The sequence below is a fragment of the Phenylobacterium sp. genome, from assembly GCF_030651185.1.
Taxonomy (GTDB): Bacteria; Pseudomonadota; Alphaproteobacteria; order Caulobacterales; family Caulobacteraceae; genus Phenylobacterium.
The window spans coordinates 54,167-80,158 of the sequence record NZ_JAUSCJ010000006.1; the positions used below are offsets into that span (position 1 = coordinate 54,167).

A 25,992-nucleotide genomic window follows, 5' to 3' on the forward strand; every position below is an offset into this window, starting at 1 on the left:
AAGCTGAACCGGAGTTGAATCTGTGAGCTTATAGCTTTGGCGCGTCGGTGGCAGGCGCCGGGGCTGCGGGCGCGGCTTCGGCGGCAGGCGCCGCAGGCGCGCTGGGCGGGGTTTCGGGAGTGGGGGCTACGGCGCCTTCGGGCAGGGGCCCGTCGGTGGGGAGTTCGGGGATGGCCAGCGCCTCGGTCTCCACGGGCGGGGCTTCCACCAGGGCGGCCTTCGGCGCGTTGCGGTTCACGGCGTAGGAGGCGAATTCCTTCCAGATTCTGGCGGGCAGGCCGCCGCCCACCACGCCGTTCATGGAGGCGTTGTCGTCATTGCCGACCCAGACACCGACCACCAGGTCGCCGACGTAACCCACGAACAGGGCGTCGCGATAATCCTGGGTGGTGCCGGTCTTGCCGAAGGCGCCGGGGATGGCGGCCTCGATGCCGGTGCCGCGCTGGGTGGCCGAGCGCAGCAGGTCGCGCATGCCGGCGAGTTCGGCCTTGCCCAGCTTGTGGACGGTCTTGGGCTTGCGGAAGCTGGCCAGGCCGTGGGCGATCACCGGGGCCTCGCCCGCATCGATGGCGGCATAGGCGGCGGTGAGCTGAACCAGGCTCATGGGACCGGTGCCGAGCGCCAGGGTCAGGTCGTTGGGGATGGGCTCGATGATACCGAGATCGCGGGCCGTTCGGACGATGTCGTCGCGGCCGACCTCCTTGGCTAGGCGCACGGCGGCGACGTTGGAGGAGCCGGCGAAGGCGGTGATCAGCGGCACCATGCGGCCCGCGTACTTCACCTCGTGGTTCCTGGGCTTCCAGCCCGAGACCTCGACGGGGGCGTCGAGGATCGGGCTGGTGGGGGTCCAGCCCTCGCGCAGGGCGGCGAGATAGACGAACAGCTTGAAGGCCGAGCCCGGCTGGCGGGCGGCGTCGGCGCGGTTGAACTGGCTGACCTTGTAGTCGCGCCCGCCCACCATGGCGACGACACGGCCGTCTGTGCGCATGGCCACCAAGGCGCCCTGCCCCACGTTCAGCACCTTGCCGTCACGGTCCAGGGCGCGGGCCAGGATCTTCTCGGCCTGGGCCTGGAGGTTGGTGTCCAGGGTGGTCTTGACCACGGTCTCACCGTAGCTGGCCTCCATCGCCGCCTTGGCCTGGGGGATCACCCAGTCGGCGAAATAGGAGCCGGTGGGGATCGGCTTGCGGCCGCCATAGGGGCGCACGCCGCGGGCGGCTCGCCGCGCCTCGGCCTTGGTGATCAGGCCGGTATCGGCCATGGCGCCCAGGACGACCCGCATCCGTTCGCGGGCGCCTTCCAGGTTCTCGGTCGGCGCCAGGCGAGAGGGCGCCTTGACCAGGCCGGCCAGCATCGCGGCCTCGCCGATGGAGAGCGCCTCGGGCGGCTTGTCGAAATAGTGCCGGGCCGCGGCCCGCAGGCCAAAGGCGCCGTCCCCGAAATAGACCGAGGACAGATAGCGCGAGAGGATTTCGTCCTTGGAGAGCCGGGCCTCCAGATAGAGGGCGATGATCGCCTCCTGGGCCTTGCGGCGCAGGGTGCGCTTGTTGGACAGGAAGGCGTTCTTGGCCAGTTGCTGGGTGATGGTGGAGCCACCCTCCGCCACGCCGCCCGCCTTGGCGTTGGCGTTCAGGGCCCGGGCGATGGCCTTGGGGTCGATCCCCATGTGACTGTAGAAGCGCCGATCCTCGATGGAGATGAAGGCCCCGGAGACGTATTTCGGCAGCTTGGCGACCTCGACTGGCGCCTCCTTGTAGGAGCCGCGCTTGGCGATGGGTCGGCCGTCGGCGGCCACCAGGACCAGGGTCGGGCTCTCCAGCGGCTCCAGGGCCTGGCCCAGCGGCAGGGCGCCCACCAGCCAGACCATGAAGATGAGCAGCAGGGCCGCGACGCCCGCCCCGATCTGCCAGGGCCGGCGCCTCCAGATCGGAGTCGTACCGTCGCCGGCGGCGGTCACCGGGGCGGGTGTGGTCTCCGGCTGCAGGGGCGGCGGCGGCGCGATCTCCGGCTGGGGATCGGAATCCGGGACAACTTCGGGCTCTGGATCGGGCTGGGGTTCGATGTCCGGTTCCGGGCCAGACTCCGGCTCCGGGGTCACCTCAGGTTCGGGCATGTCTTCCGTCGCGCCGGCGTCGGCGAGGTCATCAACCAGCGACGGCGCCTCGGGCTCCACAACGACCTCGGGCGGCTGGGGCTCGGCGGGCTCGGGGGGATCGACCTCGGGGTCGTTGGCGGACATGCACGTCGCATTCAATCGGGCGCGGACCCGGGGAAGCGGCGTCCATACCACATGCGTACGGGGCGCCAAGCGTGGCCACAGTCGTGGAACGCCGCCGCGCGGCGGTCGTTGCAGCTTCACCCCCTTCGAAGGAGTTCCCATGCGACTGTTCCTGACCCTGGTGGCCGTTTCGGCCCTGGCGCTCTCCACCGCCGCCTGCAACGACAAGCCCAACGCCACCGGCGCGGCCATGCCCGACACCGACGCGGTGGCCGGAACCGGCGCTGAGACGGCCCCCGACGCCGGCGTCACCGGCGCGGTCCCGGCCGACGGCTCCCCGCCGCCCATGCAGGCCACCTCACCGGCCGCCGAGGGAGCCGGCGTCGGCACGACCGGCGGCCAGGGCGCCGGCGACGGCAAGCCCTAGCCGGAACCTCCGGCGCGCCTGACCGTTCGTCGCGCACGATGGCCCGGCTGATTATCCGTCACGAGACCCGCTATCTCTATGAGCGGCCGGTGGGCTTTGGCCTGCACCGGCTGCTGCTGCGGCCGCGCGACAGCCATGCGACCCGGGTGGTCGGGGCCTCGATGAGTCTGTCCCTGCCGGCCGCCAAGCGGTGGGTCTATGACGCGCTGGGCAACTGCGTCTGCCTGATGACGCCGGAGGTACGATCGCAGGAGCTGACCATCGTCAGCCAGCTCACCATCGAGCGGTTCCCGGCCCCGCTGGCCCCGCTGCGGATCGACAATCCGCACACCGCCATGCCCATCGTCTACGCGCGCGGCGACCGCACGATCCTGGACCCCTTCATCGACCCGGCGACCGACGACCCGAACGGGATGCTGCTGGACTGGGTGCGGGCCCAGGCGGGCGGCGCCTATGAGCCGGCGCTCGACTTCCTGCAGCGGCTGAACCGCTACATCCACCAGCATTTCGACTACCGCGAGCGCGACGAGGAAGGCACCCAGACGCCGGCCTTCACGGTGACCATGGGCTCGGGCACCTGCCGCGACTTCGCCTGGCTGATGGTGGAGGCCCTGAGGCGGCTGGGCTACGCCGCGCGCTTCGTCACGGGCTACCTTTACTCGCCGCGCCATTCGAGCGTGCGAGGCGCCGGCGCCACCCATGCCTGGTGCGAGGTTTTCCTGCCCGACCTGGGCTGGATGGAGTTCGATCCCACCAATGGTCTGGCGGAGTCGGCAGACCTGATCCCGGTCGCGGTGAGCCGCACCCCGGAGGAAGCAACCCCGATCAGCGGCATGATCCTGGGCGATCCTGGCCGGAGAGAGCTTTCGATTCACGTAGATGTGCGCGCGGCCGACACACAGATCGAGCCGGCATGAGCGTTAGTAGGGGCGGGAGGACAAGCCGATGACCAAGGGCTTCGATCAACAGGATTCATCCACCAACTTCAGCTTCCCCAGGTCCGCGCCCAAGCCACAGCACGGCCGGGCGCCGGATCCGGCGCCGCCGGAGGTGAAGGAACAGCGGACGTTCCAACCGCGACCGGGGCACTAGCCGCGATCCACCGCCCCGGGCTGAGACGGCGCCGAGCGAGCGCCGAATCACGAACGCCACTCAGCTCGCAAGGCAAATTCCGTCGTCCTGGACGGCCGCGAGGCCGATTCGGGATGACGTTTGTGATCGGGCGGATCGGTCCAATGGTCCCGCACGGGGGAGCCGCTAGACGCGACTCTGCTTAGGCTCCGCTTGGGCGCCCTTTGGCGTCGGAGTCCTCGCCCTTGACCGTCCAGCCATGAGCTTCACGCCGCGCCGGGCGGTGCTGACCCTGGGGGTCACCCAGACGATCGGCTATGCCTGCTCCAGCTACCTGCCGGCGACCCTGGCCAAGCCGATGGCGGCCGATGTGGGGATGTCGACCTCCGGCGTCTTCCTGGCCTTTTCCGCCGCCCTGCTGCTGCAGGCGGTGACCGGCCCCCGGGTGGGGCGACTGGTGGACCAGCGAGGCGGTCGCCCGCCGCTGACCGCCGCCAGCCTGTTGTTCGCCGCTGGCCTGGTGGGCCTGGCGATCTCGCACACGCCCGCGGCCCTGATCGCGTCGTGGCTGATCATCGGCCTGGGCATGTCGGCGGGACTATACGACATCGCCTTTGCCGGGCTGGTGGGCTGGTTCGGGGTCGATGCGCGCCGCTCGATCACCGGGGTGACCCTGATCGCCGGTTTCGCCAGCACCATCGGCTGGCCGCTGACCGCCTGGCTGGAGCATGAGATCGGCTGGCGAGGCGCCTGCCTGGTCTGGGCGGCGCTCAATATCCTCATCGCCCTGCCGCTTCACCTGACCCTGCCCCGCGCGCCCGCCCCCAGGCCAGCCCCGGCCCACGACGCCCCACCGGTCAGCGACACGGCCGCGCCGGGTGACACCGGCAAGATGGTGCTGATGGCCACCGCCTTCGCGGTGCTCGCCGCCATCGGTTCGGCCATGTCGGCTCACCTCCCCTCGATGCTGAGCGCGCTCGGCGTCGGCCCGGCCGCCGCCGTCGGCGCCGCGGCCCTGGTCGGCCCGGCCCAGGTGGCCGCACGGCTGGCGGAGTTCGCCCTGGTCCGCCGCATCCATCCCCTGGTCTCCGGCCGGGTGGCCGTGGCGATGTTCCCGATCGGGGCCGGTCTGCTGATCGCCTTTGGAAGCATCGCCGCCGCGCCCTTCACGATCCTCTACGGCGCAGGCAACGGGCTCTTCACCATCGTGCGCGGCGCCCTGCCGCTGGCCCTGTTCGGCGACCGCAACTACGGGCGCAGGCTCGGCGTGCTGAACGTGCCGGCCCGCCTGCTGCAGGCGGTGTCGCCCTTCGTCTTCGCCCTGATGCTGGAGCGGTCCGCCAACCTGGCGCTGGGCATCATGGCGGTGGGTTCGGTCCTGGCCCTGGGCGCCCTGATGGCCCTGCGGAAGCCGGAATAGCGCGGCCTCTCGTCACCGGGGGTTTCCCTCCCCGGGGACTCTGCTAGACCGGACGAATTGATTTATCCGTTATTAAAAGGGAGAGCCGGCGCGGCTTTTTCAGATCCCCTGCGCGCGCGGGCCGGATGCCATTGGAAGATAAAAACATTAGGGACGACCTCGAGGCGAGCGGCGAAACCGCCGCCCCGGAAGAGACGATGGCGGACAAGGAAGCCGCCTATGAGAAATTCGTCTGGGACAATCTGAAGCGTAACTATATCGGCAACTACCTGCACGGCATGCTGGGCATGACCGGCTTCCGGCTGGTCAATGCGCCCACCTTCCTGCCGGCCTATCTGCACCTGATCTCCGGCTCCAACGCCATCGTCGGCCTGGCGCTCGGGCTTCAGCAACTGGGCAGCGTGATCTCGCCGGTGTTCGGCGCGACCCAGATCGAGCACCGCAAGAAGGTGATGCCGGCCGCGATCTGGATGGGCGGCCTGGCGCGGGTGCAGATCGTCGGCATGGCGCTGGCGGGCTGGTTCCTGCACGGCCAGCCGCTGGTCATCGCCATGATGGTGCTGATGTTCCTGTTTGGCCTGTTCATGGGCACGCAGCGGGTGGTGTTCGGCGTCCTGATGGCCAAGGTCATCCCGCTCAGCCGCCGGGGCCGCCTTCAGGCCTGGCGCAACGCCACCGGGTCGCTGATCGCCGCGGCCCTGGCCTATGCGGCGGGCAAGTACATCATCAAGGCCGACCTGTTCGGCAACGGCTACTCCACCACCTTCGCGCTCTCGGCCTTCCTCACCACCTGCGGGCTCTGGGCCTTGCAGCTGCTGCTCAAGGAGCCCGAGCCGCCGAGCCTGCCGGCGCGCTCCGGCTTCCGGGACCGCCTGAAGGACTTCCCCCGGCTGATCTTCGGCGACCGCAGCTATGCCTGGTTCCTGGCCATGCAGATGGCCGGCACCGCGGGCCGCGCGGCGACGCCGTTCTACGCCATCTATGTCACCCACCTGATGACCGCGAGCGGCGACGTGCATGGCGCGGTGGGCGCCGGCGCCTTCCTGGGCGTGCTCGGCCTCTGCTACATCGGCGCCGACGCGATCTCCAACCTGGTCTGGGGTTATCTCGGCGACAAGACCGGCTTCAAGCTGGTGCTGATCCTGTCGATCACGCTGTCCATCGCCTCCACCATCCTGCTGATGACCGTGCATGAGCCCTGGGCGTTCTTCGTCGCCTTCTTCGGCCTGGGCGGTTCACAGTCGGGCTACATGATGGCCGCCCAGACCATGATCCTGGAATTCGGAAGCCGCGACGAGATGCCGATGCGCATCGCGATCTCGTCCATGGCCGAAGGGATCATGGCCTCGATCGGTCCGCTGGCCGCCGGGATCATGGCCGACCAGCTCGGCTACGGCTCGGTGTTCGGCGCTTCGATCGCCTTCCTGGGCCTGGCCCTGGCGACGCTGCTGGTCTTCGTCAAGGAACCCCGGACAGCGCGGCTGGCGTAGCGCTAGGCCGCGAGCTTGGCCTGGGCCGCCGCAGCGATGCGGGCCTTGGCCATCTCGTTGGCCACCTCGTGGGTCGGGCGGCGCTCGGCGATGGAGCGGACCAGGACCTCGTCGAGGGTGGCGGTGAGGCGGTCGAGCTTGGTGGCCACCCAGGCGGCGTCGAAGCTGGTCCCGGCCTCCAGGGCGGCGATCTCGGCGGCCACATTGATGATGCCGCCGCCATTGATCACGTAGTCGGGCGCATAGAGCATGCCGCGCTCGAAGAGGGCGCGGCCCACCTCCGGCGTGGCCAGCTGGTTGTTGGCGCCGCCGGCGATGATGCGGGCTTTCAGGCGCGGCAGGGTCTCGGCGTTGATGGCGCCGCCCAGGGCGCAGGGGGCGAAGACATCGGCCTGGGCCTCGAAGATGTCGGCGGGACTGACCACCTTGGCGCCGGTGCGCTCGGCGACCGCGCGCAGGGCCTCGGGGTTGGTGTCGGTGATGATGAGCTTGGCGCCGGCCGCATGCAGCTTGTCGGCCAGGTAGGCGCCGACATGGCCAACCCCCTGGATGGCGACGGTGACGCCGGACAGGTCGCGGTTCAGCGCCCGGCGGACGCTGAGCGCCACGCCGCGGAACACGCCCTCGGCGGTGACCGGCGACGGATCACCGGAGGCCGCGGCGTGGCCCTCAAGGCCGGCCACATAACGGGTCTCGCGGCGCGCGTGCATCAGGTCGGCCGGCGAGACACCGACGTCCTCGGCAGTCCAGTAGCGGCCGCCGAGCGCGTCCACCGCGCGGCCGAAGGCCTCGAACAGGGCCGGCGTCTTCTGGGTGCGGGCGTCGCCGATGATCACCGCCTTGCCGCCCCCCAGGGGGATGTCGGCCATGGCGTTCTTGTAGGACATGGCCCGCGACAGCCGGAGCGCATCCTCCAGCGCCAGGTCGGCGCTGGCATAGGGCCACATGCGGCAGCCGCCGGCCGCTGGACCCAGGGCGGTGGAGTGAACCGCGATGATGCACTTGAGGCCGGTTTTCTCGTCGAAGAACGCGTTGACGCTCTCATGGCCCTCGAAGGCGGGATGATCGAACAGGGTCATGCTGAAAATAGGCTCGATGTGGGGAAGGATTTACCCGGCTCTACCCTCACGTGGCCCATCTCACAACCCCGGAGCGGCGGCGGTCCGGGCGCTCTGGCGCCTCGGCTTGGGGATGGGCGGGGCGCCGGACGGCAGGGGCGCGGTGGGGTCTCGGACATAGGTCAGGATGTCGTCCCAGACCTTGGGGCCCTGCTTGTCGCGGGTCATCAGGTGCCAGCCGCTCTCGTAATAGACGGTGCGATCGCCGGGCTTCAGGCGGCTGGCGGCCTCGAAGGCCGGACGCTTGGGGATGATCTCGTCGTGAGCGCCGTAGAGATAGAGGGCCGGGACCTTGATCTGGCCGGTGGCCCGGTACGCCCGCTCCATCATCGCCACCAGGCCGTAGAGGGTGTCGGACCGGGCGCCCCAGACCATCAGCGGATCGCGGCTCATGGCGATCAGTTCCTCGCGATTGTCGGTGGGGGCGACGCGCTTGGTCAGCCACTCCGGCGGCATATAGACCTTCGACCCCGTCAGCCTCGCTGCGAACCACAGGGTGGTCTTGTACGGCAAGGGCTGGGACGACCAGCCCCAGACGGCGGGCGACAGCAGCACCACGCGGTCGGCGGCGGGAGGGCGGTCAGAGGCGAAGGCCTGGACGGTGACAGCGCCGCCCATGCTCTCGCCTGCCACCACGATCACCGCCTTGGGATGCTTGGCGCGGACCACGGCGGCGATGGTGCGCAGGTCCTCCGCCATCAGGTCGTCGCCACCCCAGACGCCACGCTGGGGGGAGCGGCCAAAGCCGCGCTGGTCGTAGGCGTAGGTGGTGACCCCGTGGCTGGCCCAATATGGCGCGGCCAGGTGGAAGGCGTTGGAATAGTCGTTCATGCCGTGGACGCCGATGATCACCGCCCAGGGCTCCGGCGTGCCGGCGTTCCAGGTGGTGAGCCCCAGGCGCGCGCCGTCGAAGGTGACGAACTGACCGCCGTCCAGGCGGGGGCCGGAGAAGGCGGCGGGGGGCGTGCCGGCCTGCTGCACCATCAGCGGGGTGCAGGCCGTCAGCATCAGGGCCGAGAGGAGGACGAGGAGGCGCTTCACGACTCTAGAATGGCTTGGACCCTTTGGCGAAGATAGGGCGTAACCTCCTCCTCGAACCCGGGATTGCGCTTCAGCCAGCCGGTGTTGCGCCAGGACGGATGGGGCATCGGCAGGACATCGGGCAGGTAGTCGCGCCAAGCCGCCACGGTCTGAGTCATGTTCTCGCGGGCCCGGTGGCCCAGCGCCCAGGCCTGGGCGTAGCCGCCCACCAGCAGGGTGAGCTCCATCGCCGGCAGGGCGTCCATCAGGCGCGGCCGCCAGAGCTGGGCGCAGCGCGGCGGCGGCGGATAGTCGCCGCCCTTGGGATTGGTCCCCGGAAAGCAGAAGGCCATGGCCGCAACCCCGATCTCCGGGCGGCCATAGAAGGTGTCGGCGTCGATCCCCATCCAGGCCCGCAGCCGCTCGCCGGAGGGATCGGTGAAGGGCATACCGCTCTCATGCACACGGCGGCCCGGCGCCTGGCCGACGATCAGCAGCTTGGTCCGAGGGGTCACCATCACCACGGGACGCGGCGTGTGCGGCAGCTCCCCGGCGCAGGCCCGGCAGGCGGCGATATCGGCGAGGACCGTGGGCAGGGACATGGGGGCTATGTGGGTTGGGCAGGCTCGATTGCCAGTTCCTCCCCCGGCGCGCAGCGCGGTTCGGGGGAGGTGGATCGCAGGCCGGGCCTGCGAGACGGAGGGGGGTAGGGCCGGGCGGTTCGCACCGGCCGAGCCCCCTCCACCGCTTCGCGGTCCCCCTCGCCCGGCGGGGGAGGAATTAAGGGCTAGTCCCCGCCTTCCGGCGTCTCCACCACCGGGGCCTCCGCAGCCTTGGCCAGGGCCGCTGTGCGTTCGTCCTCGGTGGGCAGGCGCAGGCGGTAGACGCCCTTGAAGGTGTCGGGGTCGGCGGGCTTGTTGTGGCGCAGGACGGTGATGCGGCCCTGGCGGGCCAGGCCGCGGGCGGTGGCGCGGACGTGGCCGGTGAGGCGCTGCCAGCGCTCCGGTTCGGCGGCGCGGGCCACCTCTTCGGAGGACACCGACTTGCCGGCCGGGAGCTTGCCGACGATCTCGAGGATCACGGCCTCCATGTCGATGCTCATGGTCAGCCGCCTCGCTTCAGGGTTTCGCGGGCGATCACCACCTGCTGGATCTGGCTAGTGCCTTCATAGATCCGGAAGATACGCACGTCGCGGTAGAAGCGCTCGATCCCGTAGTCGGCGACATAGCCCGCGCCGCCGAATATCTGCACCGCCCGGTCGGCCACGCGGCCCACCATCTCGGAGGCGAAGTACTTGGCTGCGGCGGCCTCCATGGTGACGCTCTCGCCGGCGTCGCGCTTGCGGGCGGTCTCCATGACCATGGCCTTGGCCACCAGGGTCTCGGTCTTGCAGTCGGCGATCATGCCCTGGATCAGCTGGAAGGCGGCGATAGGCTGGCCGAACTGCTTGCGCTCATTGGCATAGGCCACGCAGTCGGTGAGCAGCCGCTCGGCCACGCCGACGCAGACCGCCGAGATGTGCAGCCGGCCGCGGTCGAGGACCTGCATGGCCACCTTGAATCCCTCGCCTTCCCGACCCAGGCGGTTGGCTGCCGGCACCCGGACATTGTCGAAGTTCACGTCGCATATGTGGGCGCCCTGCTGGCCCATCTTCTTCTCGGGCTTGCCGACGGTCAGGCCAGGCAGGGTCCGCTCCACCAGGAAGGCCGAGACGCCGCCGGCGCCCGCCTTGGTCGCGTCGGTCCTGGTCATCACTGTGAAGAGGTCGGCCTTGTTGGCGTTGGTGATGTAGCGCTTGGAGCCGTTGAGCACGTAGTGGTCGCCGTCCAGCACCGCGCGGGTCTGCACGGCGGCGGAGTCCGACCCCGCCTCCGGCTCGGTGAGCGCAAAGGAGGTGATGATGTCCCCCGAGGCGATGCCGGGCAGGTATTTCGCCTTCTGCTCCTCGGTCCCGAACATCACCAGGCCCTGGCTGCCGATGCCGACATTGGTGCCGAAGGTGGAGCGGAAGGCGGGGCTGGTGCGGCCCAGCTCCACGGCCACCAGGCACTCGTCCTCCATGGAGAGATCCAGGCCGCCGTACTCGGCGGGGATGGAGAGGCCAAACAGGCCCAGCTCCTTCATCTCGTTCACCAGCTCCGGGGGCATGGCGTCATCTTCGGAGACCTTGGCCTCCAGGGGACGCAGACGTTCGGTGACGAAGCGGCGGACCGTGTCGATCAGCTGTTCGCGGGTTTCCAGGTCGAGGGCCATGATGTCTCTCTCGGCTCTATTTGCAGGTGATCTTGTCGTCGGCCACTTCGGCGACCTTCGACAGGGTGACGGCGATGATGGGGTCGGCCCACATCTCGTAGTTCGTGCTTCCACCCGGCACGGCGCAGACATGGGCCTTGCGCTTGGCGAGCTTGCCCGAGCGGATGGCCGTGAGTTCGGCCTCGTAGCTGACCGCGTGCGGCAGGCCGTTCCAGATCTTCAGGAAGGACTGCTTCTTGGCGGCCGAACCGTCGACGGCGAAGGCGACCTTTCCGGGCTCGACCGGCTTGTAGGTGTCGGGGGTTCCGTCCGGCAGGGCCATATCGACGTGGCCGGTCTCGACGGCCTCCAGGCTCAGCTTGCCGTCGGCGACATTGAGCGTGGCGCGCTGGCCCGACATCACCTGGGCGGTGTCGCCCACCAGCTTGGTGTGCGGATCGAAGCCGGCGGCGATCAGGGCCTCCACCAGGGTGGGCGGCTTGGTGGGCCGGGCCGCGGCCGGGCCACCCGCAAGCGGCGGCGCGGCGGCGGGTGTGGTCTTGACCGGCGCATCCTGGGCGAAGGCCGGATGCGCCAGCGCCAGGGCGGCTGAGAGGATCAGCGGGCGGATCATGCCTTGGCGAGCGCCAGGGCCGAGCCTTGGCCGACGCCGACGCACATGGTGGCCAGCGCCCGGTCGCCGCCGCTCATGTGCAGCGATCGCGCGGCCGTCAGGGCCAGGCGGGCGCCGGAGGCCCCCAGCGGGTGGCCGATGGCGATGGCGCCGCCGTGGGCGTTCACGTGCTCGGCGTCGTCGGCCAGGCCCCAGGCGCGGGTGCAGGCCAGCGCCTGGGCGGCGAAGGCCTCGTTCAGCTCGATGACGTTGAAGTCGCGCGGCGTGATTCCCAGGCGAGCACACAGCTTCTCCACCGCCGGGACCGGGCCGACCCCCATGATGCGCGGCGCGACGCCGCCCGAGGCGCCACCCTCGATGCGGGCCAAGGGCTCGAGCCCCAGCTTCTGGACCATCTCGGCCGAGGCCAGCAGCAGAGCCGCCGCGCCGTCATTGACCCCCGAGGCGTTGCCGGCGGTCACCGTGCCGCCCTCGCGGACGATCGGCTTCAAACCCTGGAGCGCGGCGAGCGTGGTGTCGGGACGCGGGTGCTCGTCCTCGCTGACGACGATGTCGCCCTTGCGGTCCTTGATGGTGAGCGGCGCGATCTCGCCGTCGAAGAAGCCCTTGGCGCGGGCGGCGCCGACCCGGGCCTGGCTGCGCTGGGCGAAGGCGTCCTGGTCCTCGCGGTTGATCTGGTAGTCGGTGGCGACGTTCTCGGCCGTCTCCGGCATGGCGTCGACGCCGTAGTCCTTCTTCATTTGCGGGTTCACGAACCGCCAGCCGATGGTGGTGTCGTACATCTCCGGCGTGCGGGAGAAGGCGCTGTCGGGCTTGGCCATCACGAAGGGGGCGCGGCTCATGCTCTCAACGCCGCCGGCGATGATCAGGTCGGCCTCGCCCGCGGCGATGGTGCGGGCCCCGGCGATCACCGCGTCCAGGCCCGAGGCGCAGAGGCGGTTGACGGTCAGGCCGGGCACGCTGGAGGGCAGGCCCGCCAGCAGCAGGGCCATGCGGGCGACGTTGCGGTTGTCCTCGCCGGCCTGGTTGACATTGCCGTAGATGACCTCGTCCACCTGCTCCCAGTCGAGCTTGGGATAGGCGGCCATCAGGGCCTTCAGCGGATGGGCGGCGAGGTCGTCGGCGCGGACCTTGGAGAGCGCCCCGGCATAACGGCCGATCGGGCTGCGCAGGCCTCCACACAGATAGACAGTCCGGCCTTGCATGATCTCTCTCCGCCACCTAGGTCGCCTTGCGGCGTCGTCTCTTCGGAGCGGCAAACTAGTGTTTGGATCGGCGGCGAGCAAACGCTTCCGGCGTTGGAGGGGGCATCCATGGACGGCACCGAAGCAGAGACCAATGCCTGGGTGCATCTGGTGGTGCAGGGCGGCGAGTGGGCCGGCTGGTCGATGTACGGCAACGACCCCTTCGAGGACCACGCCGGGCCCTTCTACTACCGGATCGCCGACGATGGCGCGCCGGTCTGCGCCATGCGGCCCGAGCGCAAGCACATGAACGGCGGCGGCTTCATGCACGGTGGGGCGCTGATGACCTTCGCTGACTACTGCCTGTTCGTGATCGCCCGCGACGCCCTCAAGGACAGCCGCAGCGTGACCGCCACCTTCAACAGCGAGTTCGTAGGCGCGGTGCCCGAAGGCGCGCTGCTGGAGTGTGTCGGCGAGGTGGTGAAGGCCGGGCGCAGCATGGTCTTCGTGCGCGGGATCATGAGCGTCGAGGGCGAGGCCGTGCTGAGCTTCTCCGCCGTCCTGAAGAAGACCGCGCCGCGGACCTGACCCATGCTGGTCCCACTGACCCCCCGCGACATTCCCGACCTGCTGCAGATCGAGCGGCTGCCGGGCTACGACGCCTTCATCGGCCAATGGCCACCTGAGGAACATGCCGCCGAGATGTCGTCGCCCGCCGCCCGCTATCTGGGCTGGCGCGAGGGTGGCGAACTGACCGGCTTTGTGATTTTCCAAAAGTTTGACCAGTCCACCGTGCGCCTGCGGCGGATCGCGGTGGCTGGGCCCGGCGGTGGCCTGGGCACGACCCTGTTGCAGGCGGTGGTGGACTGGGCCTTCGCCAATACCGACGCAGAGGCTGTCGACCTGCACGTCCGCGCGGGCAACGACCGGGCGCGCGCCGTCTATGCACGCGAGGGGTTCGTCCCCTCCGGAGAGTTTGAGGACGACGCCGAGGAGATGGTCGTCTCCCGCGCGCGATGGAACGCCAGATGACCTACACCCTTTCGGTTCTCGACCTGTCGCCGGTCAGCGGGAGCAACACCCAGGCGCAGGCGGTGCGAGAGAGCCTGGAGGTGGCCAAGGCCGCCGAGCGGCTGGGCTATCACCGCTTCTGGGTGGCCGAGCACCACAATATCGGCGGGCTGGGCTCGCCCGCGCCCGAGATCCTGATCGCGGCGGCTAGCCAGATCACCTCGACGATCCGGCTGGGGTCGGGCGGGGTGATGCTGGTGAACTACTCACCGCTAAAGGTGGCCGAGGTGTTCATGGAGCTGGAGGCGCTCGCGCCCGGCCGCATCGACCTGGGCGTCGGTCGCGCGCTCGGCACCGACCAGCGGACCGGCGGAGCCTTGCGGTCATCTGGCTCGGAAGCCTTCCCGCAGTACTTCGCCCTGCTGTCGGCCTGGCTGCTGGACGCCGCCGGCGTGGAGCCGATCACCGACGCCCATCCCGCCCGCGAGATCCACGCCAATCCGGCCGGTCCCTCGCACCCCGATCTCTTCCTGCTCTGCACCTCGGTGGAGAGCGCGATCTTCGCGGCTCAGGCGGGCGTCGGCATGGTGTTCGCCGAGTTCATCGCCCGCGCCGATGGCGGCCCGGCGGTGGCGGCCTACAAGGGGAACTTCCGGCCGTCTGTGTTCCGGTCCGAGCCCTGGGCCGGGATCGCCACCATCGCGCTCGCCGCCGAGACCAGCGCCGAGGCCGAGCGGCTGGCCGCGCCGATGAGGGCCGGCAACCTGGCCACCCTCGACGGCGGACGGCGGCGGTTCACCTCCATCCCCGAGGCCCAGGCCTTCCTGGCCGAGCGGGCGGACGATCCTCGCCTGGCGGGCGTCATCGCGCGCGCCATCGTCGGCGATCCGGCGACGGTGAAGGCGCGGCTGGACGACAAGGCGGCCAGCACAGGCGCCGACGAGCTGTTCGTGATGGCCGTCGGACCGGATCTGGGGAGTCGCATCCGCTCCCTGGAACTCATCAAGCCCGCCTAGTGCGCGTGGTCCATCTCGGCCGGCTTCACGGGCGCGTCGGCGAGACGCGCCTCGATACGCGCCAGACCGAAGACCGAGCGCCAGCCCTTCTTGTCGCCGCCTGAGGCCAGGCGCCAGGGGGCCTCCTTCTCGGACAGCGGCTTGCCATCGACACGGTCGGCGAGGATCACCACGTCGTTGTGGAAGTCCTTGTCCAGTTCGGCCAGGGCATAGACCGCCTGGAAGCCGTCCTTGCCGGTCATCACCACATAGGCCCGCAGCGGGTCGCCGTGCAGCCTGGCCCCCACCGGCAGGCCGCCGGCGCGCAGGACGTAGGTCAGGATCGGGCCCTTATAGATCTTGGGGCCGCTCTCCAGGGTCACCTTGACCTCGGCGCGGGGCAGGTCGGCGAGGTCGCTCGCGGTCAGGAGCTTGGTCTTGCCGTCCAGGCCGACGACGGTCAGCGACTGGGCAAGCGCCGCGACCGGGGCGACCGCCAGGGCCAGGGCGAGGATCAGCGCCCTCATTGGCCGAACAGTTCGCGGGGCATGGCGCCCACCACGGCGGCGGTCATGCAGGTGGCCAGGAAGCCGGCCAGCAGCGCCTTCCAGACCATGCCAATGATCTCGTTGCGGCGCTCGGGCATCAGGACGCCCATGCCCGAGACGGTGATCCCCACCGAGCCGACATTGGCGAAGCCGCACAGGGCGTACGTCATGATCATCCGGGTCCGCTCGGTCATCTCGCCGGCCGGGATGGCGCCCAGCTGGATGAAGGCGATGAACTCGGTCAGCATCAGCTTCACCCCCAGCAGGTAGCCGGCCTTGAAGGCCTCATCCCAATGGATACCCAGGGTCCAGGCCAGGGGGGCGAAGACCACGCCCAGGATGCGCTCGATGGTCAGGGGCGCGCCCATCACGTCCGGGAAGACCGAGAGCATTCCGTTGCCGATGGCCACGAAGGCCACGAAGACGATGAGGATGGCGGAGATGTTCAGCACCACGGTCAGGCCGTCCATCGTGCCCTTGGAGATGGCGTCGATGCCGCTGTCGTACTTCAGCAGCGAGTTGTAATCCGCGTAGAAGCCGCCCTGCCCCGGCTTCTCCGGCACCATGATGCGGGCCAGCAGGACGCCGGCGGGCGCCGAGATGATCGAGGCCACCAGGACGTGGGCCGCGGCGTTGGGCAGGGCGTCCTTCAGGATGGTGGCGTAGGCGACCATGGTCGAGCCGGCGACGGTGGCCAGGCCCACGACGATCATCAGGAACAGCTCCGAGCGGGTCAGCTTGTCCAGGAAGGCGCGGATGACGATGGGGCTCTCGATCATGCCGAGGAAGATATTGGCGGCCACGGCCAGGGCCGAGGCGCCTCCCAGGCCCATGGTCTTCTGGAAGATGAAGCCGAAGCCCCGCGTGATCCACTTGAGGATTTGCCAGTGCCAGAGCAAGGCCGAGAGGGCCGAGATCACCAGGATCAGCGGCAGGACCTGGAAGGCGAAGACGAAGAGGCCGCCGGGGTTGGTGACCGCATAGGGCTGGGCGCCTCCGCCCATGTAGCCGAACACGAACTGGGTGCCCTGGGCGGTGGCCGCGGCCAGCCCGTCGACGCCGTCGTTCAGGGCCTGGATGAACCCCTGCGCGCCGGGCAGGCCAAACAGCAGCAGCACCAGGGACACCTGGACGAAGACGGCGCCCAGCGCCAGCTTCCAGGGGAAGCGGCTGCGGTCCTCCGACAGGGCCCAGCAGACGGCCAGGGTCAGGGCGATGCCCACCAGGCTCTGGGCGTTCTCCAGACGAAACATGCGGTTAGACCCCAGCGCCGGGACTCAAGAGCCGGCCCCCCTATTGAGGCGAAGCCTGGGGCGGAGGCAACTGTGGTGGCCGTCGTGGATGGAAGAAAAGCCCGCTTGCCTTGGTTGACGTCAATTAAATTGTATACAATATAATCGTGCATCATGAAACACGGAGACGACCCCATGTCCGCCCTCTATTCCACCCAGGCCCGCGCCGTCGGCGGCCGCGCCGGCCATGTCGAGACCACTGATGGCCTGCTGAAGGTCGACCTCGCCCTGCCCAGGGAGATGGGCGGCAAGGGCGGGGCGACCAATCCCGAGCAGCTGTTCGCCGCCGGCTACGCGGCCTGTTTCGAGAACGCCGTGCGGTTCCTCGCCGGCCAGCAGAAGGTCGGCCTGACGGGCGCCGCGGTCACCAGCACGGTGGAACTGCACCCGCGCGCCGAGGGCGGGTTCCGCCTGGGGGTGGCGCTGGACGTGGAGACGCAAGGATTGGATCAGGCCGCCGCCGAGGCCCTGGTGGCCGCGGCCCACCAGGTCTGCCCCTATTCGAATGCGGTTCGCGGCAATGTCGATGTTGCGATAACCGTAAGGGCGCAATGAGTCCCAAGACCACCAAGACCACCGACCGACAAACGCCGACAGGTGACCGTCAGGGTGTCGCCGATCAGCTGCGCCTCGATAACCAGCTCTGCTTCGCCCTCTATGCGGCGACGGGGCTAGTGACCCGCGCCTACCGGCCGCTGCTGGAGCCGCTCAACCTGACCTATCCCCAGTACCTGGCGATGATGGCGCTGTGGGAAAAGGCCCCGCGCACGGTGAGCGACCTGGGCGAGGCGCTGGGGTTGGACTCGGGCACCCTGACCCCGCTGCTGAAGCGGATGGAGGGGGCGGGCCTGGTGCGCCGCACCCGCGACAAGGCTGACGAACGCCGCGTGCAGATCACCCTGACCGACCAAGGCGCGGCCCTGCAGGAGAAGGCGGCGGGCGTGCCCTTCGCGCTGGCCTGCGCGCTGGATCTGCCGGGCGAGGAGATCGTCGCGCTGCGGGCGACGCTGCAGGACCTGGCGCGGAAGCTGCGCGGGACCGAGGATTGATTGCCGCCTCGCCGATCTGAGGTCATTCTGCGGCCTCCGGGGCGAGGAGAAGCGGGATGGGCGCAGTCGTGAACGGTCAGCCAGTGGCCTTTATCCAGGTCGGTGAACGCGAGCGGGCCATGGTTTTCTATTGCGGCACGCTCGGCCTGCCTCTTCGCAGCGCGGACGCCTTCGGCGACTTCCTCGAGGTCGACGGCGCGCTCCTGCGGATCACCGTGCTGCCCGACTACAAGGCCCACGGCCATCCCGTGTTCGGCTGGAACGTGCCGGACATGGGCGCGGCGGTGCGCGCCCTGCGGGATCGCGGCGTGGCGTTCACCATCTACGAAGGCATGGGGCAGGATGACCTGGGCATCTGGACAGCCCCCGACGGCGGCGCTCAGGTGGCCTGGTTCTCCGACCCCGACGGCAATGTGCTGAGCCTGTCGCGCGCCTAGGGCGAGGGCGGCGCCTGGAGCCCGTTCGGCCACTGGCCGGTCGGATAATGGGTCCGCTCCGCTCTTGGGACAAGAACCGCCGTCATCCCGGGCGACCCGTAGGGCAGACCCGGGACCCAGGGGGATTGATCGCGGCCCCTGGGTCCCGGCTCTCCGCTTCGCTACGGCCGGGATGACGCATTGGGTTTGGTTGAGAGGCCGCTCGACCCCGCAAGGGGGAGAAGGGAGCCTTAAGCCTCAGGCCTTTTCGGCGGCCTTGGCCTTTTCCTTGGCGGCCATCTTGGCGATGAGGTCGCGGCGTTCGGCGAGGCCGCGGTAGAGTTCCACGAGCGTTGCGGCGGCGTGCTCGTTCTTCTGGATGGCGGCCCAATAGGCGGCGACCTTGGGCGAGGCGGGGATGGGGTTCTCGACGTCGACGGTGGGCAGGACGTTCTCCACCAGGAACAGGGCCGGGACCAGGGTGCAGTCGGCCATGGTCAGGCGGCCGGAAACCGCGAAGCCATCCTCACCGATATAGTGCTCCAGGGCCTTGATCCCGCGGATCACCTGGCCGCTCAGCAGCTTGACGATGTCGGCGCTGCGGGTGGAGGCGCGGCCCTGGCCCGAGAGCATGAACATGTTGTTCATCAGATAGATGTCGGCGATGCGCGACACCGTGCGGATGGCGGCGGTCTCGCGGGGCGTAGCGCCCAGCAGCCGGTTCTGCGGATAGATCTCCTCCAGGTACTCGGAGATCACCTCGGATTCCGGGATCACGTCGCCGCCCAGGTCCAGAACCGGGATGCGGGCGAGCGGCGAGGTCTTGGAGAACTCCCCAGTCATGAAGCCGGGCGGCAGCTCGATGGCGATGTCGGAGATGCCCTTGGCGTAGATCTGCATCCGCACCTTGGCGGAATAGGGCGAGAGGTCGCCGGAATAGAGCTTCATGAAAGGGGTCCTGAAAATCGGGGCCTGCGAACAGGTGTTTGAATGGACCTAGAGGTAACGTCGTTTCGCGGGGGGTTCAATGCGCGGCGCGCAGGTCAGACCTTGGCCGGTTGGCGGTGCAGGATCTTCTCCATCGTCTTGCCCTTGGCCAGTTCGTCGATGAGTTTGTCGAGGTAGCGGATCTCGCGCATCACCGGGTCGGTGATCGCCTCGACGCGGACGCCGCAGACCACGCCGCGGATGTCGGCGCGGGCCGGGTTGAGCGCCGGGGCCTGGGTGAAGAAGTGCTCGTAGTCGGTGTTGTTGGCCAGCTGGGCGGCGAGCGCGGCGGCGTCGTAGCCGGTCAGCCAGGCGATGATCTGGTCGACCTCGGCCTTGGTGCGGCCCTTGCGCTCGGCCTTGGCCACCAGGGCCGGATAGACCTTGGCGACGCTCATTCGATAGATGCGATGCTCGGTCATCCGGTCCTCAACGCCCCGCGGGCGCACATCGGAAGCGATGTCAGGGGGCATTGAGCCACGTCGCAGGCCATTTCGGCAACCGGCGGAGGTCTCCAGCGGGCTTGCGGTGCGCGATCCCGCCCTGCCATGAATGCTCGAATGGACGAGACCGAGGAGCTGATCTGCCTGTGCGTGCGCGCGCTCGTCGCCCAGATGGGGGACGTGCCGGGGGTGGAGATGCACCTGACGCGCAACGCCGTCCTGGGCCTGACCGGCGAGCCCTCCCCCGACTTCAACCGGCTGACCCTGGGGGCGGGTCCGCAGGCCGAGGCCTTCCTGGTCTCGTCGGTGGCGCGGGCGCGGGAACGCGGGCTGCCGCTGGTGGTGGTGATGAGCCCCCAGGCGGAAGCCACCCTGGCGCCGGTGGCGGCGGGGCTGGGCCTGACGGTGGCGGGGACCTCGCCGCTGATGGTGCTGCGCCCCGGGACGCCGGTGACGCCGAGCCGCCCGGTGAGGATCACCCGGGCGCTGGGGCCCGATCTGGTGGCCATCGCCGGGGACCTTGAGGCCGCCGCTTTCGACGAGCCCCGGGACGTGCTCGCCCGTTGCATCGATGTCTGCGTCACCGAGACCGCCGGGGTGGAGACCTGGATCGCCTGGGACGGCGACCTGCCGCTGAGCGCCGTCACCGTGACGCCGACGGGAAACACCGCGGGGATCTCGCTGATGGCCACGCCGCCGGAGCACCAGCGCAAGGGCTGGGGCCGCGCCCTGCTGACCCAGGTGATGGCCGACTATCGCCGCCGTGGGGTGGCGCGCTTCCACCTGGGGTCCACGGAGGCAGGGCTGCGGCTGTATGAAAGCGTGGGCTTTGTGACCGTCGCCGAACTCTCGGCCTGGCTGTTGCCCGCCGAGGGCGCTCTGCCCGGGCGCGACCGAGGCGGGCCGTCCTAGTCACAGAAAATCGTGGCGCCTGTCGGAAAGCTTGCCGGGGGTTGGTCCTCGGGAGACCTTCAAGAGAGACACCGCGGAGCCGCCCGATGACGCCCACCCTCACCGCCTTCAAAGCCTCCCCCGACCGCGGCCGGGGCCTCGCCCGCGACATGCGCGTCCGCTGGGCGTTCGAGGAGCTGGCCCAGCCCTACGATGTGCGGCTGGTGACCTTCGCCGAAATGAAGGAACCGGCGCATCTGGCGCTGCATCCCTTCGGACAGATCCCGACCTATGAGGCCGGCGAGCTGGCGATCTTCGAGTCCGGCGCGATCATCCTGCACATCGCCCAGCGCCATGCGGGCCTGCTGCCCGAGGATGCGGACGCGCGAGCCCGCGCAATCACCTGGATGTTCGCCGCGCTGAGCACGATGGAGACGCCGATCGTGGAGCGCGAAGTCGCCATGTTCACCGAGCACGACAAGAGCTGGTTCGGCGAGCGGCTGCCCGCCGTAGAGGACCGCATCCGCGTCCGGCTCTCCCAACTGTCCAAGCGCCTCGACGACGCCGATTGGCTGGACGGGGACTTCAGCGGGGGCGACCTGATGATGGTGTCGGTGCTGCAGCGGCTGGGCAGTTCAGGGCTGGTGGGGGAGCACCCCAACCTCGCCGCCTATGTCGCGCGCGCCGAGGCGCGGCCCGCCTATCGCCGAGCCTTCGAGGCTCAGTATGCGGTGTTCCTGGCCGCGTCGGGCGGCTGACGCACCGCCCCTCAAAACCAGTTGCATTTACGAACTGGTTTAGCGAAGACTTTGGGCGCCGCCACACGAGGGACGCGAGATGATCACCGTATTCGGCGAAGGCCGTGGCTTCCGGGTGGTATGGCTGCTGGAGGAAATGGGCCTGCCCTACCGGCTGCGGGACGTGGACCTGTTCAAGGGCGCCGAGAACGACCCCGAGTTCATGGCGGTCAATCCCGGCGGGTTCATCCCGGCCCTGGTGGACGGCGACGTCACCCTGGTGGAGTCTATCGCCATCATGGAATACCTGATGGCCCGCCATGGGCCGACGCCGCTGGCGCCCGCGCCGCAGGACGCAGCCTTCCCCGCCTATCAACAGTTCCTGCACCTGGGCGAGGCGGGCCTGGCGGCCTCAATGTACTTCGTCCAAGGCGCCCGCAATTTCGGGCCGGAGGCTGAGCGGGACAACTGGAGCGCCCGCCAGGCGCTGAGCGTGTACGTGACCCGGCTGCGGCTGGTGACCCAGCAGCTGGCGCGGGCGCCCTACATGGCCGGCGAGGCGTTCACGGCGGCCGACATCTCGATCACCTACGCCCTGGAGTTCGCCCAGCGCACGGTGGGGTTCCAGCTCGGCGAGGCGGAGCTGGCCTATGTGGCGCGCACCACCGCGCGCGCCGGCTACAAGCGCGCCATGGACGGCTGCCCGGCCACCAAGGGCTGGGTCGCCGGGCTGGCCGCAAAGTCCTAGGGCCGGGCTCACGGGCGCTCCAAGCCAGACCCTGGACTCGACAAAACCCCGCCCACGTTGTCGGATCGGCGTTCTCTGAAACGTCCTGGTGAGGACGAAGCGACGGAGGGGGTGGTCTGATGACAGTCGAGGTGACCGACAAGACGGCGGGCCTGCGGTTATGGCTGCAGAGCGTGGTGGCGTTGCTGGCAGGGTTCGCCGCGGTGGTGGTGCTGTCGCTGGCGACGGACACGGTGTTCCATATGCTGGGGGTCTATCCGGCGGGGCGTGAGCCGATGAAGGAGGCGGGGGACAATGCCCTGGCCCTCTCCTACCGCCTGGTGTTCGGCGCCTTGGGCAGCTACATCGCCGCGCGCCTGGCGCCGACCCGGCCGATGCGGCACGCCCTGATCCTGGGGGCGATCGGCACGATCGTGGCCGTCGCAGGGGGGGCGGCCACCTGGAACCTGGACCTGGGGCCGCGCTGGTATCCCATCGCCCTGGCGGTGACCGCCCTGCCCTGCGCCTGGATCGGCGGGGCGCTCAACCGCCCCAGGCCGTCGGCGGGGTGACCGCCTCCCCCGTCGCCGGGGGAGGTGATCGGTGTCCTAGGCGTAGTTGGCTAGCGCGTTGCCGGAAGCATCGCCGCAGCCGGAGCCGCCGTCGACGGGGATGATGGCGCCGTTGACGTACTTGGCCTGGTCCGAGGAGAGGAACAGGCACATGTCGGCGATCTCGTCCTTGGTCCCGTAGCGGCGCATGGGGTTGCGGCTCTTCACCCGCTCCTCGGCCTCCGGGGTCGAGGCCAGGCGGGCCATGCCCTCGGTGTCGGCGATGGGGCCGGGCGAGATGGCGTTGACGCGGACGCCGCCGGGTCCCCACTCAAGCGCCAGGCACTTGGTCAGCATGTTGATGCCCGCCTTGGCGGCGCAGACATGGGACTGGAAGAGCGACGCGCGCTCGCCCTGGCCGGCGGTGATGGAGATCAGGCTGGCGCCCGGCCGGCGCAGGAACTCAAACGAGGCGCGCAGGACGTTGAAGGTGCCGATCAGGTCGATGTCCACCACGGTCTTGAAGCCGTTGGCGCTCATGCCGAGCGCCGGGGCCACGAAGTTGCCGGCCGCGCCGGAGAGCACGATGTCGATTTCACCAAACTCTGAGTGGGTTCGTTTGAGGGCGGCCTCGACGGCGGCGTAGTCGCGGACGTCGGCGGCGATGCCGATGCAGGGCTTGCCGAAGGTGGAGACCTCCTTGGCGGCGGCTGCGATCTTTTCCTCGCTGCGGCTGATGATGACGACATTGGCGCCGGCGGCGGCGAACCGCTTGGCGATGCCGAGATTGATGCCGCTGGAGGCGCCGGCGACGAAGCAGGTCTTGCCGACGAGTTGGGTGTCTTGGGCCATGGGGTTTCCTCTCGATTTTGTTGGGGATGAGCTTAGGGCGCGGTTGCGGGGGGCGGAAGGGTGACCCGGCGTCGGGCGGCGCATTGACCGCGCCGCGATCTCGGCTAGCCTTGCGCCATGGCCTGACCCTGGACATCGGCGCGCGAAGCGCCCTCCCCGCCCGCCCCTGCGGGCTTTCGGCCCCCCATGTCCAGAGAGCTTCCCATGACCCTTCGCCGTATCACCGCCGCCGACCTCGCCCAGGTCGCGCGCTATCCCTTCACGCTGTCCATCACCGAGCCGATGACCGATCCCGCGCGGCTGGCGGAGACCTTAGCCGCCAGCGGGTTCTGGACGCAGGAGGCCGGGGCCATGGCCATCGAGGCGCAGGGGCGGCTGGTGGGGACCTGCCAGTTCTACCGCGCCGCGCCCTGCATCCATGGTTTCGAGCTGGGCTATATCCTGCACGATCCCGCCGACCGGGGACGCGGGCTGGCGGCGCCGGCGGTGCGGGAATTCTCCGACCTGCTGTTCGCCGAGCGGCCGAATATCTATCGCCAGCAGCTGATGATCGAGGTCTGGAACACCGCCTCGTGGAAGCTGGCCGAGCGGTGCGGCTTCACCCGCGAGGGACTGCTGCGCAGTTCAGGATTCGGGTCGGGCGATCCGGCCGACTGCCTGATCTATTCGCGCACGCGCAAGGACTGGCATGAGGAAATGACCACGACGATGGGGGTGGCGATGTCCTGATCGGGGTTGTGGCGGGGCCAAGCCAGGACATAGGTTGCGCGCCTGTTTCCCGCGCCAGACCGGAGGCCCCAGATGGCCCGCTATCAGAACATCCTCGAAACCATCGGCCGCACTCCGGTGGTGCGGATCAACAAGCTGGGGCCCGACGGCGTGAACCTGTGGGTCAAGGTCGAGTCCTTCAATCCCCTGGGCTCGGTGAAGGACCGGCTGGCGCTGGGCGTCATCGAGGCGGCCGAGAAGTCGGGCGCCCTGAAGCCCGGCCAGACCGTGATCGAGGCCACCAGCGGCAATACCGGGATCGGCCTGGCCATGGTCTGCGCGCAGAAGGGCTACCCCCTGGTGGTCACCATGGCCGAGAGCTTCTCGGTGGAGCGGCGCAAGCTGATGCGGTTCTTAGGGGCGAAAGTGGTCACGACGCCTGCAAGTCTGCGCGGGACCGGCATGGTCGCCAAGGCCATGGAGCTGGCGGAGAAGCACGGCTGGTTCCTGACCCGGCAGTTCGAGAACGAAGCCAATCCGGACATGCACTCGCGGACCACGGCGCTGGAGATCCTGGAGGACTTCGCAGGCGAGACCCTGGACTACTGGGTGACCGGCTACGGCACCGGCGGGACGCTGAAGGGCGTCGCCCGGGTGCTGAAGGAGAAGAGCCCCAAGACCAAGATCATCGTCTGCGAGCCGGAGGACGCCCAGCTGCTGGGCAGCGGGGCCGAGCAGGCGCGAAACCCCGACGGCAGCGCGGCGACCAGCCACCCGGCCTGGAAGCCCCACCCCATGCAGGGCTGGACACCGGACTTCATCCCCAAGCTGACCGGGGACGCCGTGGCGATGTCGCTGATCGATCAGATCCTGCCCACCGCGGGCCCGGAATCCATGGCCATGAGCAAGCGGCTGGCCGACCAGGAGGGGATCTTCGTGGGCATCACCTCGGGCGCGACCTTCGCCGGGGCGCTGAAGATCGCCGCCACGGCGCCCAAGGGGGCCAACATCCTCTGCATGCTGCCCGACACCGGGGAGCGCTATCTGTCGACCCCACTGTTCGCCGACGTGCCGGTGGAGATGACGGCGGATGAGCAATCGATCTTCGACTCCACGCCGTTTGGGAAGCCGGCTTAGGCTGGGTTAAGGCGAGGCGGGGTCCAGACGTCGACGGGCTCGAGCGATTCAGATCCCAATCGGTAGCTCTAGCGCCCACTCAAAGTGGCCGCATGGCCTCGGGTTTTCATCTCAGGAGATTGTCGGCCATGGTTGATAGGGATCGCGGCGGACGTCGCGCCTTTGGGGTCTTCGTCCCTGACGAAACGCCCGAGTATGTGGCCGCCCACACCGAGTGGTGCTTGGCTCTGGGCGGATTTTTACACACATTCGCTGCGACCGAGCACCATCTCCGACTTCTGCTTTTCCGCTACACGCGCGTAACCGAGGTGGTCGGGCGGGCCCTATTTCACTCAGACCGGGTGGCCGAGCTCAAAGACGCGATCAACCGGGTTTTGGAAGCCACCGGTAGGTGGGACGAGAAGGACGGGCTCGACCCCTTCTTTTCGCACCTCTCACTAATCTCCAGCGTCCGAAACAACTTGGTCCACTGGGGTGGGCACCAGCTCGAAAGCGGCGACTACATCGTCAGCAACCTTCACCTAGCGCCTATTGATCGGGGCAGAGGCCACCGTGTCAGCGCAGCCGACATCAGGGCTATGACAGAGGATCTTTCTGACATCTCGGCCGCGATTCTCATCGCGAGAGAGCGCGGCAAAGTTCTTGGCAAAGTCAGATTTCCGCTTCCCTACCAGCTACCCGACGCCTGGAAATTTAGGCCGCGACCGCTACCGCCGCTTGCGAGGCCTAGACCCCCAAAGCGGCCTTTAGAGCAAGCGAACCCGCGCGCAGCATCTCAGAAGAAACAGAAGGCGAAAGCCCCCCGGCCGAAGCCAGAGGGCTAGCACTTTTATT

At 69.2% G+C, this 25,992-nt stretch carries 30 protein-coding genes; 17 read left to right on the plus strand and 13 right to left on the minus strand.

Going from position 1 to position 25,992, the window contains the following annotated elements:
• Window positions 1-28: 28 nt before the first annotated feature.
• Window positions 29-2,239, minus strand: a complete 2,211-nt coding sequence (locus Q7J39_RS01580; protein ID WP_304819714.1) for a transglycosylase domain-containing protein — start codon at window positions 2,237-2,239, stop codon at window positions 29-31.
• Between the two features lie 139 nt (window positions 2,240-2,378).
• Here Q7J39_RS01580 and Q7J39_RS01585 point away from each other — a divergent pair, with 139 nt between their 5' ends.
• The 4 genes from Q7J39_RS01585 (at window position 2,379) to Q7J39_RS01600 (ending at window position 6,626) form a co-directional block, all read left to right on the plus strand.
• Entirely contained in the window at window positions 2,379-2,645 is a 267-nt protein-coding gene (locus tag Q7J39_RS01585; RefSeq protein ID WP_304819716.1) for a hypothetical protein, read from the plus strand.
• A 38-nt stretch (window positions 2,646-2,683) separates the two neighbouring features.
• A complete protein-coding gene (locus Q7J39_RS01590) occupies window positions 2,684-3,562 on the plus strand; it encodes a transglutaminase family protein (RefSeq protein WP_304819718.1) in 879 nt (292 codons plus the stop codon).
• A gap of 413 nt (window positions 3,563-3,975) precedes the next feature.
• A complete protein-coding gene (locus Q7J39_RS01595; RefSeq protein WP_304819720.1) occupies window positions 3,976-5,136 on the plus strand; it encodes an MFS transporter in 1,161 nt (386 codons plus the stop codon).
• 197 nt (window positions 5,137-5,333) lie between these two features.
• On the plus strand, window positions 5,334-6,626 hold the full coding sequence (locus tag Q7J39_RS01600) for an MFS transporter (RefSeq protein WP_304819722.1): 1,293 nt from the start codon (window positions 5,334-5,336) through the stop codon (window positions 6,624-6,626).
• Between the two features lie 2 nt (window positions 6,627-6,628).
• Here Q7J39_RS01600 and Q7J39_RS01605 read toward each other — a convergent pair whose 3' ends face one another.
• The 7 genes from Q7J39_RS01605 to pcaF form a co-directional block, all read right to left on the minus strand.
• The gene (locus Q7J39_RS01605) at window positions 6,629-7,705 is read right to left on the minus strand and encodes a Glu/Leu/Phe/Val dehydrogenase dimerization domain-containing protein (protein WP_304819724.1); all 1,077 of its coding nucleotides are present in this window, start codon (window positions 7,703-7,705) and stop codon (window positions 6,629-6,631) included.
• Window positions 7,706-7,765: 60 nt separating this feature from the next.
• A complete protein-coding gene (locus Q7J39_RS01610; RefSeq protein ID WP_304819726.1) occupies window positions 7,766-8,785 on the minus strand; it encodes a lysophospholipase in 1,020 nt (339 codons plus the stop codon).
• Complete coding sequence (locus tag Q7J39_RS01615) at window positions 8,782-9,366, minus strand: uracil-DNA glycosylase family protein (RefSeq protein WP_304819728.1); 585 nt, start codon at window positions 9,364-9,366, stop codon at window positions 8,782-8,784. Before Q7J39_RS01615 ends, Q7J39_RS01610 begins: the two co-directional genes overlap by 4 nt.
• 185 nt (window positions 9,367-9,551) lie before the next feature.
• Window positions 9,552-9,866, minus strand: a complete 315-nt coding sequence (locus Q7J39_RS01620; RefSeq protein WP_304819730.1) for a DUF3253 domain-containing protein — start codon at window positions 9,864-9,866, stop codon at window positions 9,552-9,554.
• Window positions 9,867-9,868: 2 nt separating this feature from the next.
• Window positions 9,869-11,017 carry an acyl-CoA dehydrogenase family protein gene (locus tag Q7J39_RS01625; protein WP_304819731.1) on the minus strand — a complete coding sequence of 383 codons (1,149 nt, stop codon included), beginning with the start codon at window positions 11,015-11,017 and terminating at the stop codon, window positions 9,869-9,871.
• Window positions 11,018-11,033: 16 nt separating this feature from the next.
• On the minus strand, window positions 11,034-11,630 hold the full coding sequence (locus Q7J39_RS01630; RefSeq protein WP_304819733.1) for a hypothetical protein: 597 nt from the start codon (window positions 11,628-11,630) through the stop codon (window positions 11,034-11,036).
• On the minus strand, window positions 11,627-12,835 hold the full coding sequence (gene pcaF, locus Q7J39_RS01635) for a 3-oxoadipyl-CoA thiolase (protein WP_304819735.1): 1,209 nt from the start codon (window positions 12,833-12,835) through the stop codon (window positions 11,627-11,629). Before pcaF ends, Q7J39_RS01630 begins: the two co-directional genes overlap by 4 nt.
• A 108-nt stretch (window positions 12,836-12,943) precedes the next feature.
• Between pcaF and Q7J39_RS01640 the strand changes: the two genes are divergently transcribed.
• Genes Q7J39_RS01640 through Q7J39_RS01650 form a run of 3 tightly spaced genes read left to right on the plus strand, consistent with a single transcriptional unit; the run spans window position 12,944 to window position 14,841 of the window.
• Window positions 12,944-13,402, plus strand: coding sequence for a PaaI family thioesterase (locus tag Q7J39_RS01640; RefSeq protein ID WP_304819737.1), 459 nt, complete (start codon window positions 12,944-12,946; stop codon window positions 13,400-13,402).
• 3 nt (window positions 13,403-13,405) lie between these two features.
• Window positions 13,406-13,846 carry a GNAT family N-acetyltransferase gene (locus Q7J39_RS01645; protein WP_304819739.1) on the plus strand — a complete coding sequence of 147 codons (441 nt, stop codon included), beginning with the start codon at window positions 13,406-13,408 and terminating at the stop codon, window positions 13,844-13,846.
• Complete coding sequence (locus tag Q7J39_RS01650; protein ID WP_304819741.1) at window positions 13,843-14,841, plus strand: LLM class flavin-dependent oxidoreductase; 999 nt, start codon at window positions 13,843-13,845, stop codon at window positions 14,839-14,841. The genes Q7J39_RS01645 and Q7J39_RS01650 overlap by 4 nt, the downstream gene beginning before the upstream one ends.
• On the opposite strand, the gene Q7J39_RS01655 is transcribed toward Q7J39_RS01650, so the two are convergent.
• Together Q7J39_RS01655 and Q7J39_RS01660 are read right to left on the minus strand one after the other, a co-directional pair.
• Window positions 14,838-15,347: a hypothetical protein gene (locus Q7J39_RS01655; protein ID WP_304819743.1), complete on the minus strand. Its 510-nt coding sequence runs from the start codon at window positions 15,345-15,347 to the stop codon at window positions 14,838-14,840. The two genes, Q7J39_RS01650 and Q7J39_RS01655, sit on opposite strands and share 4 nt — an antisense overlap.
• On the minus strand, window positions 15,344-16,621 hold the full coding sequence (locus Q7J39_RS01660; protein ID WP_304819745.1) for a NupC/NupG family nucleoside CNT transporter: 1,278 nt from the start codon (window positions 16,619-16,621) through the stop codon (window positions 15,344-15,346). The genes Q7J39_RS01655 and Q7J39_RS01660 overlap by 4 nt, the downstream gene beginning before the upstream one ends.
• Before the next feature lie 174 nt (window positions 16,622-16,795).
• Here Q7J39_RS01660 and Q7J39_RS01665 point away from each other — a divergent pair, with 174 nt between their 5' ends.
• The 3 genes from Q7J39_RS01665 to Q7J39_RS01675 are packed head-to-tail and all read left to right on the plus strand — an operon-like array spanning window position 16,796 to window position 18,146.
• Entirely contained in the window at window positions 16,796-17,215 is a 420-nt protein-coding gene (locus Q7J39_RS01665) for an organic hydroperoxide resistance protein (protein ID WP_304819748.1), read from the plus strand.
• Window positions 17,212-17,709 carry a MarR family winged helix-turn-helix transcriptional regulator gene (locus Q7J39_RS01670; RefSeq protein WP_304819750.1) on the plus strand — a complete coding sequence of 166 codons (498 nt, stop codon included), beginning with the start codon at window positions 17,212-17,214 and terminating at the stop codon, window positions 17,707-17,709. Before Q7J39_RS01665 ends, Q7J39_RS01670 begins: the two co-directional genes overlap by 4 nt.
• 56 nt (window positions 17,710-17,765) lie before the next feature.
• Entirely contained in the window at window positions 17,766-18,146 is a 381-nt protein-coding gene (locus Q7J39_RS01675; RefSeq protein ID WP_304819752.1) for a VOC family protein, read from the plus strand.
• Between the two features lie 237 nt (window positions 18,147-18,383).
• Here Q7J39_RS01675 and Q7J39_RS01680 read toward each other — a convergent pair whose 3' ends face one another.
• Both Q7J39_RS01680 and Q7J39_RS01685 read right to left on the minus strand, forming a co-directional pair.
• On the minus strand, window positions 18,384-19,073 hold the full coding sequence (locus Q7J39_RS01680) for a glutathione S-transferase family protein (RefSeq protein ID WP_304819754.1): 690 nt from the start codon (window positions 19,071-19,073) through the stop codon (window positions 18,384-18,386).
• A gap of 95 nt (window positions 19,074-19,168) precedes the next feature.
• Entirely contained in the window at window positions 19,169-19,534 is a 366-nt protein-coding gene (locus Q7J39_RS01685; RefSeq protein ID WP_304819756.1) for a DUF2200 domain-containing protein, read from the minus strand.
• A gap of 138 nt (window positions 19,535-19,672) precedes the next feature.
• On the opposite strand from Q7J39_RS01685, the gene Q7J39_RS01690 reads away from it, so the two are divergent.
• From Q7J39_RS01690 to Q7J39_RS01705, 4 genes are all read left to right on the plus strand, one after another.
• The gene (locus Q7J39_RS01690) at window positions 19,673-20,467 is read left to right on the plus strand and encodes a GNAT family N-acetyltransferase (RefSeq protein WP_304819758.1); all 795 of its coding nucleotides are present in this window, start codon (window positions 19,673-19,675) and stop codon (window positions 20,465-20,467) included.
• 86 nt (window positions 20,468-20,553) lie between these two features.
• Window positions 20,554-21,204, plus strand: coding sequence for a glutathione S-transferase family protein (locus Q7J39_RS01695; RefSeq protein WP_304819760.1), 651 nt, complete (start codon window positions 20,554-20,556; stop codon window positions 21,202-21,204).
• A gap of 79 nt (window positions 21,205-21,283) precedes the next feature.
• On the plus strand, window positions 21,284-21,931 hold the full coding sequence (locus Q7J39_RS01700; protein WP_304819762.1) for a glutathione S-transferase family protein: 648 nt from the start codon (window positions 21,284-21,286) through the stop codon (window positions 21,929-21,931).
• Window positions 21,932-22,050: 119 nt separating this feature from the next.
• Window positions 22,051-22,482, plus strand: coding sequence for a hypothetical protein (locus Q7J39_RS01705; protein ID WP_304819764.1), 432 nt, complete (start codon window positions 22,051-22,053; stop codon window positions 22,480-22,482).
• Between the two features lie 36 nt (window positions 22,483-22,518).
• On the opposite strand, the gene Q7J39_RS01710 is transcribed toward Q7J39_RS01705, so the two are convergent.
• Window positions 22,519-23,313 (minus strand): SDR family oxidoreductase, encoded by a 795-nt coding sequence (locus tag Q7J39_RS01710; protein WP_304819766.1) that lies wholly within the window; start codon window positions 23,311-23,313, stop codon window positions 22,519-22,521.
• Window positions 23,314-23,517: 204 nt separating this feature from the next.
• Between Q7J39_RS01710 and Q7J39_RS01715 the strand changes: the two genes are divergently transcribed.
• The 3 genes from Q7J39_RS01715 to Q7J39_RS01725 all read left to right on the plus strand — a co-directional run bounded on the left by Q7J39_RS01715 (window position 23,518) and on the right by Q7J39_RS01725 (window position 25,982).
• Complete coding sequence (locus Q7J39_RS01715) at window positions 23,518-24,042, plus strand: GNAT family N-acetyltransferase (protein ID WP_304819769.1); 525 nt, start codon at window positions 23,518-23,520, stop codon at window positions 24,040-24,042.
• 72 nt (window positions 24,043-24,114) lie between these two features.
• Complete coding sequence (gene cysK, locus Q7J39_RS01720; RefSeq protein ID WP_304819771.1) at window positions 24,115-25,158, plus strand: cysteine synthase A; 1,044 nt, start codon at window positions 24,115-24,117, stop codon at window positions 25,156-25,158.
• A 128-nt stretch (window positions 25,159-25,286) separates the two neighbouring features.
• A complete protein-coding gene (locus tag Q7J39_RS01725; protein WP_304819773.1) occupies window positions 25,287-25,982 on the plus strand; it encodes a hypothetical protein in 696 nt (231 codons plus the stop codon).
• Window positions 25,983-25,992 lie beyond the last annotated feature (10 nt).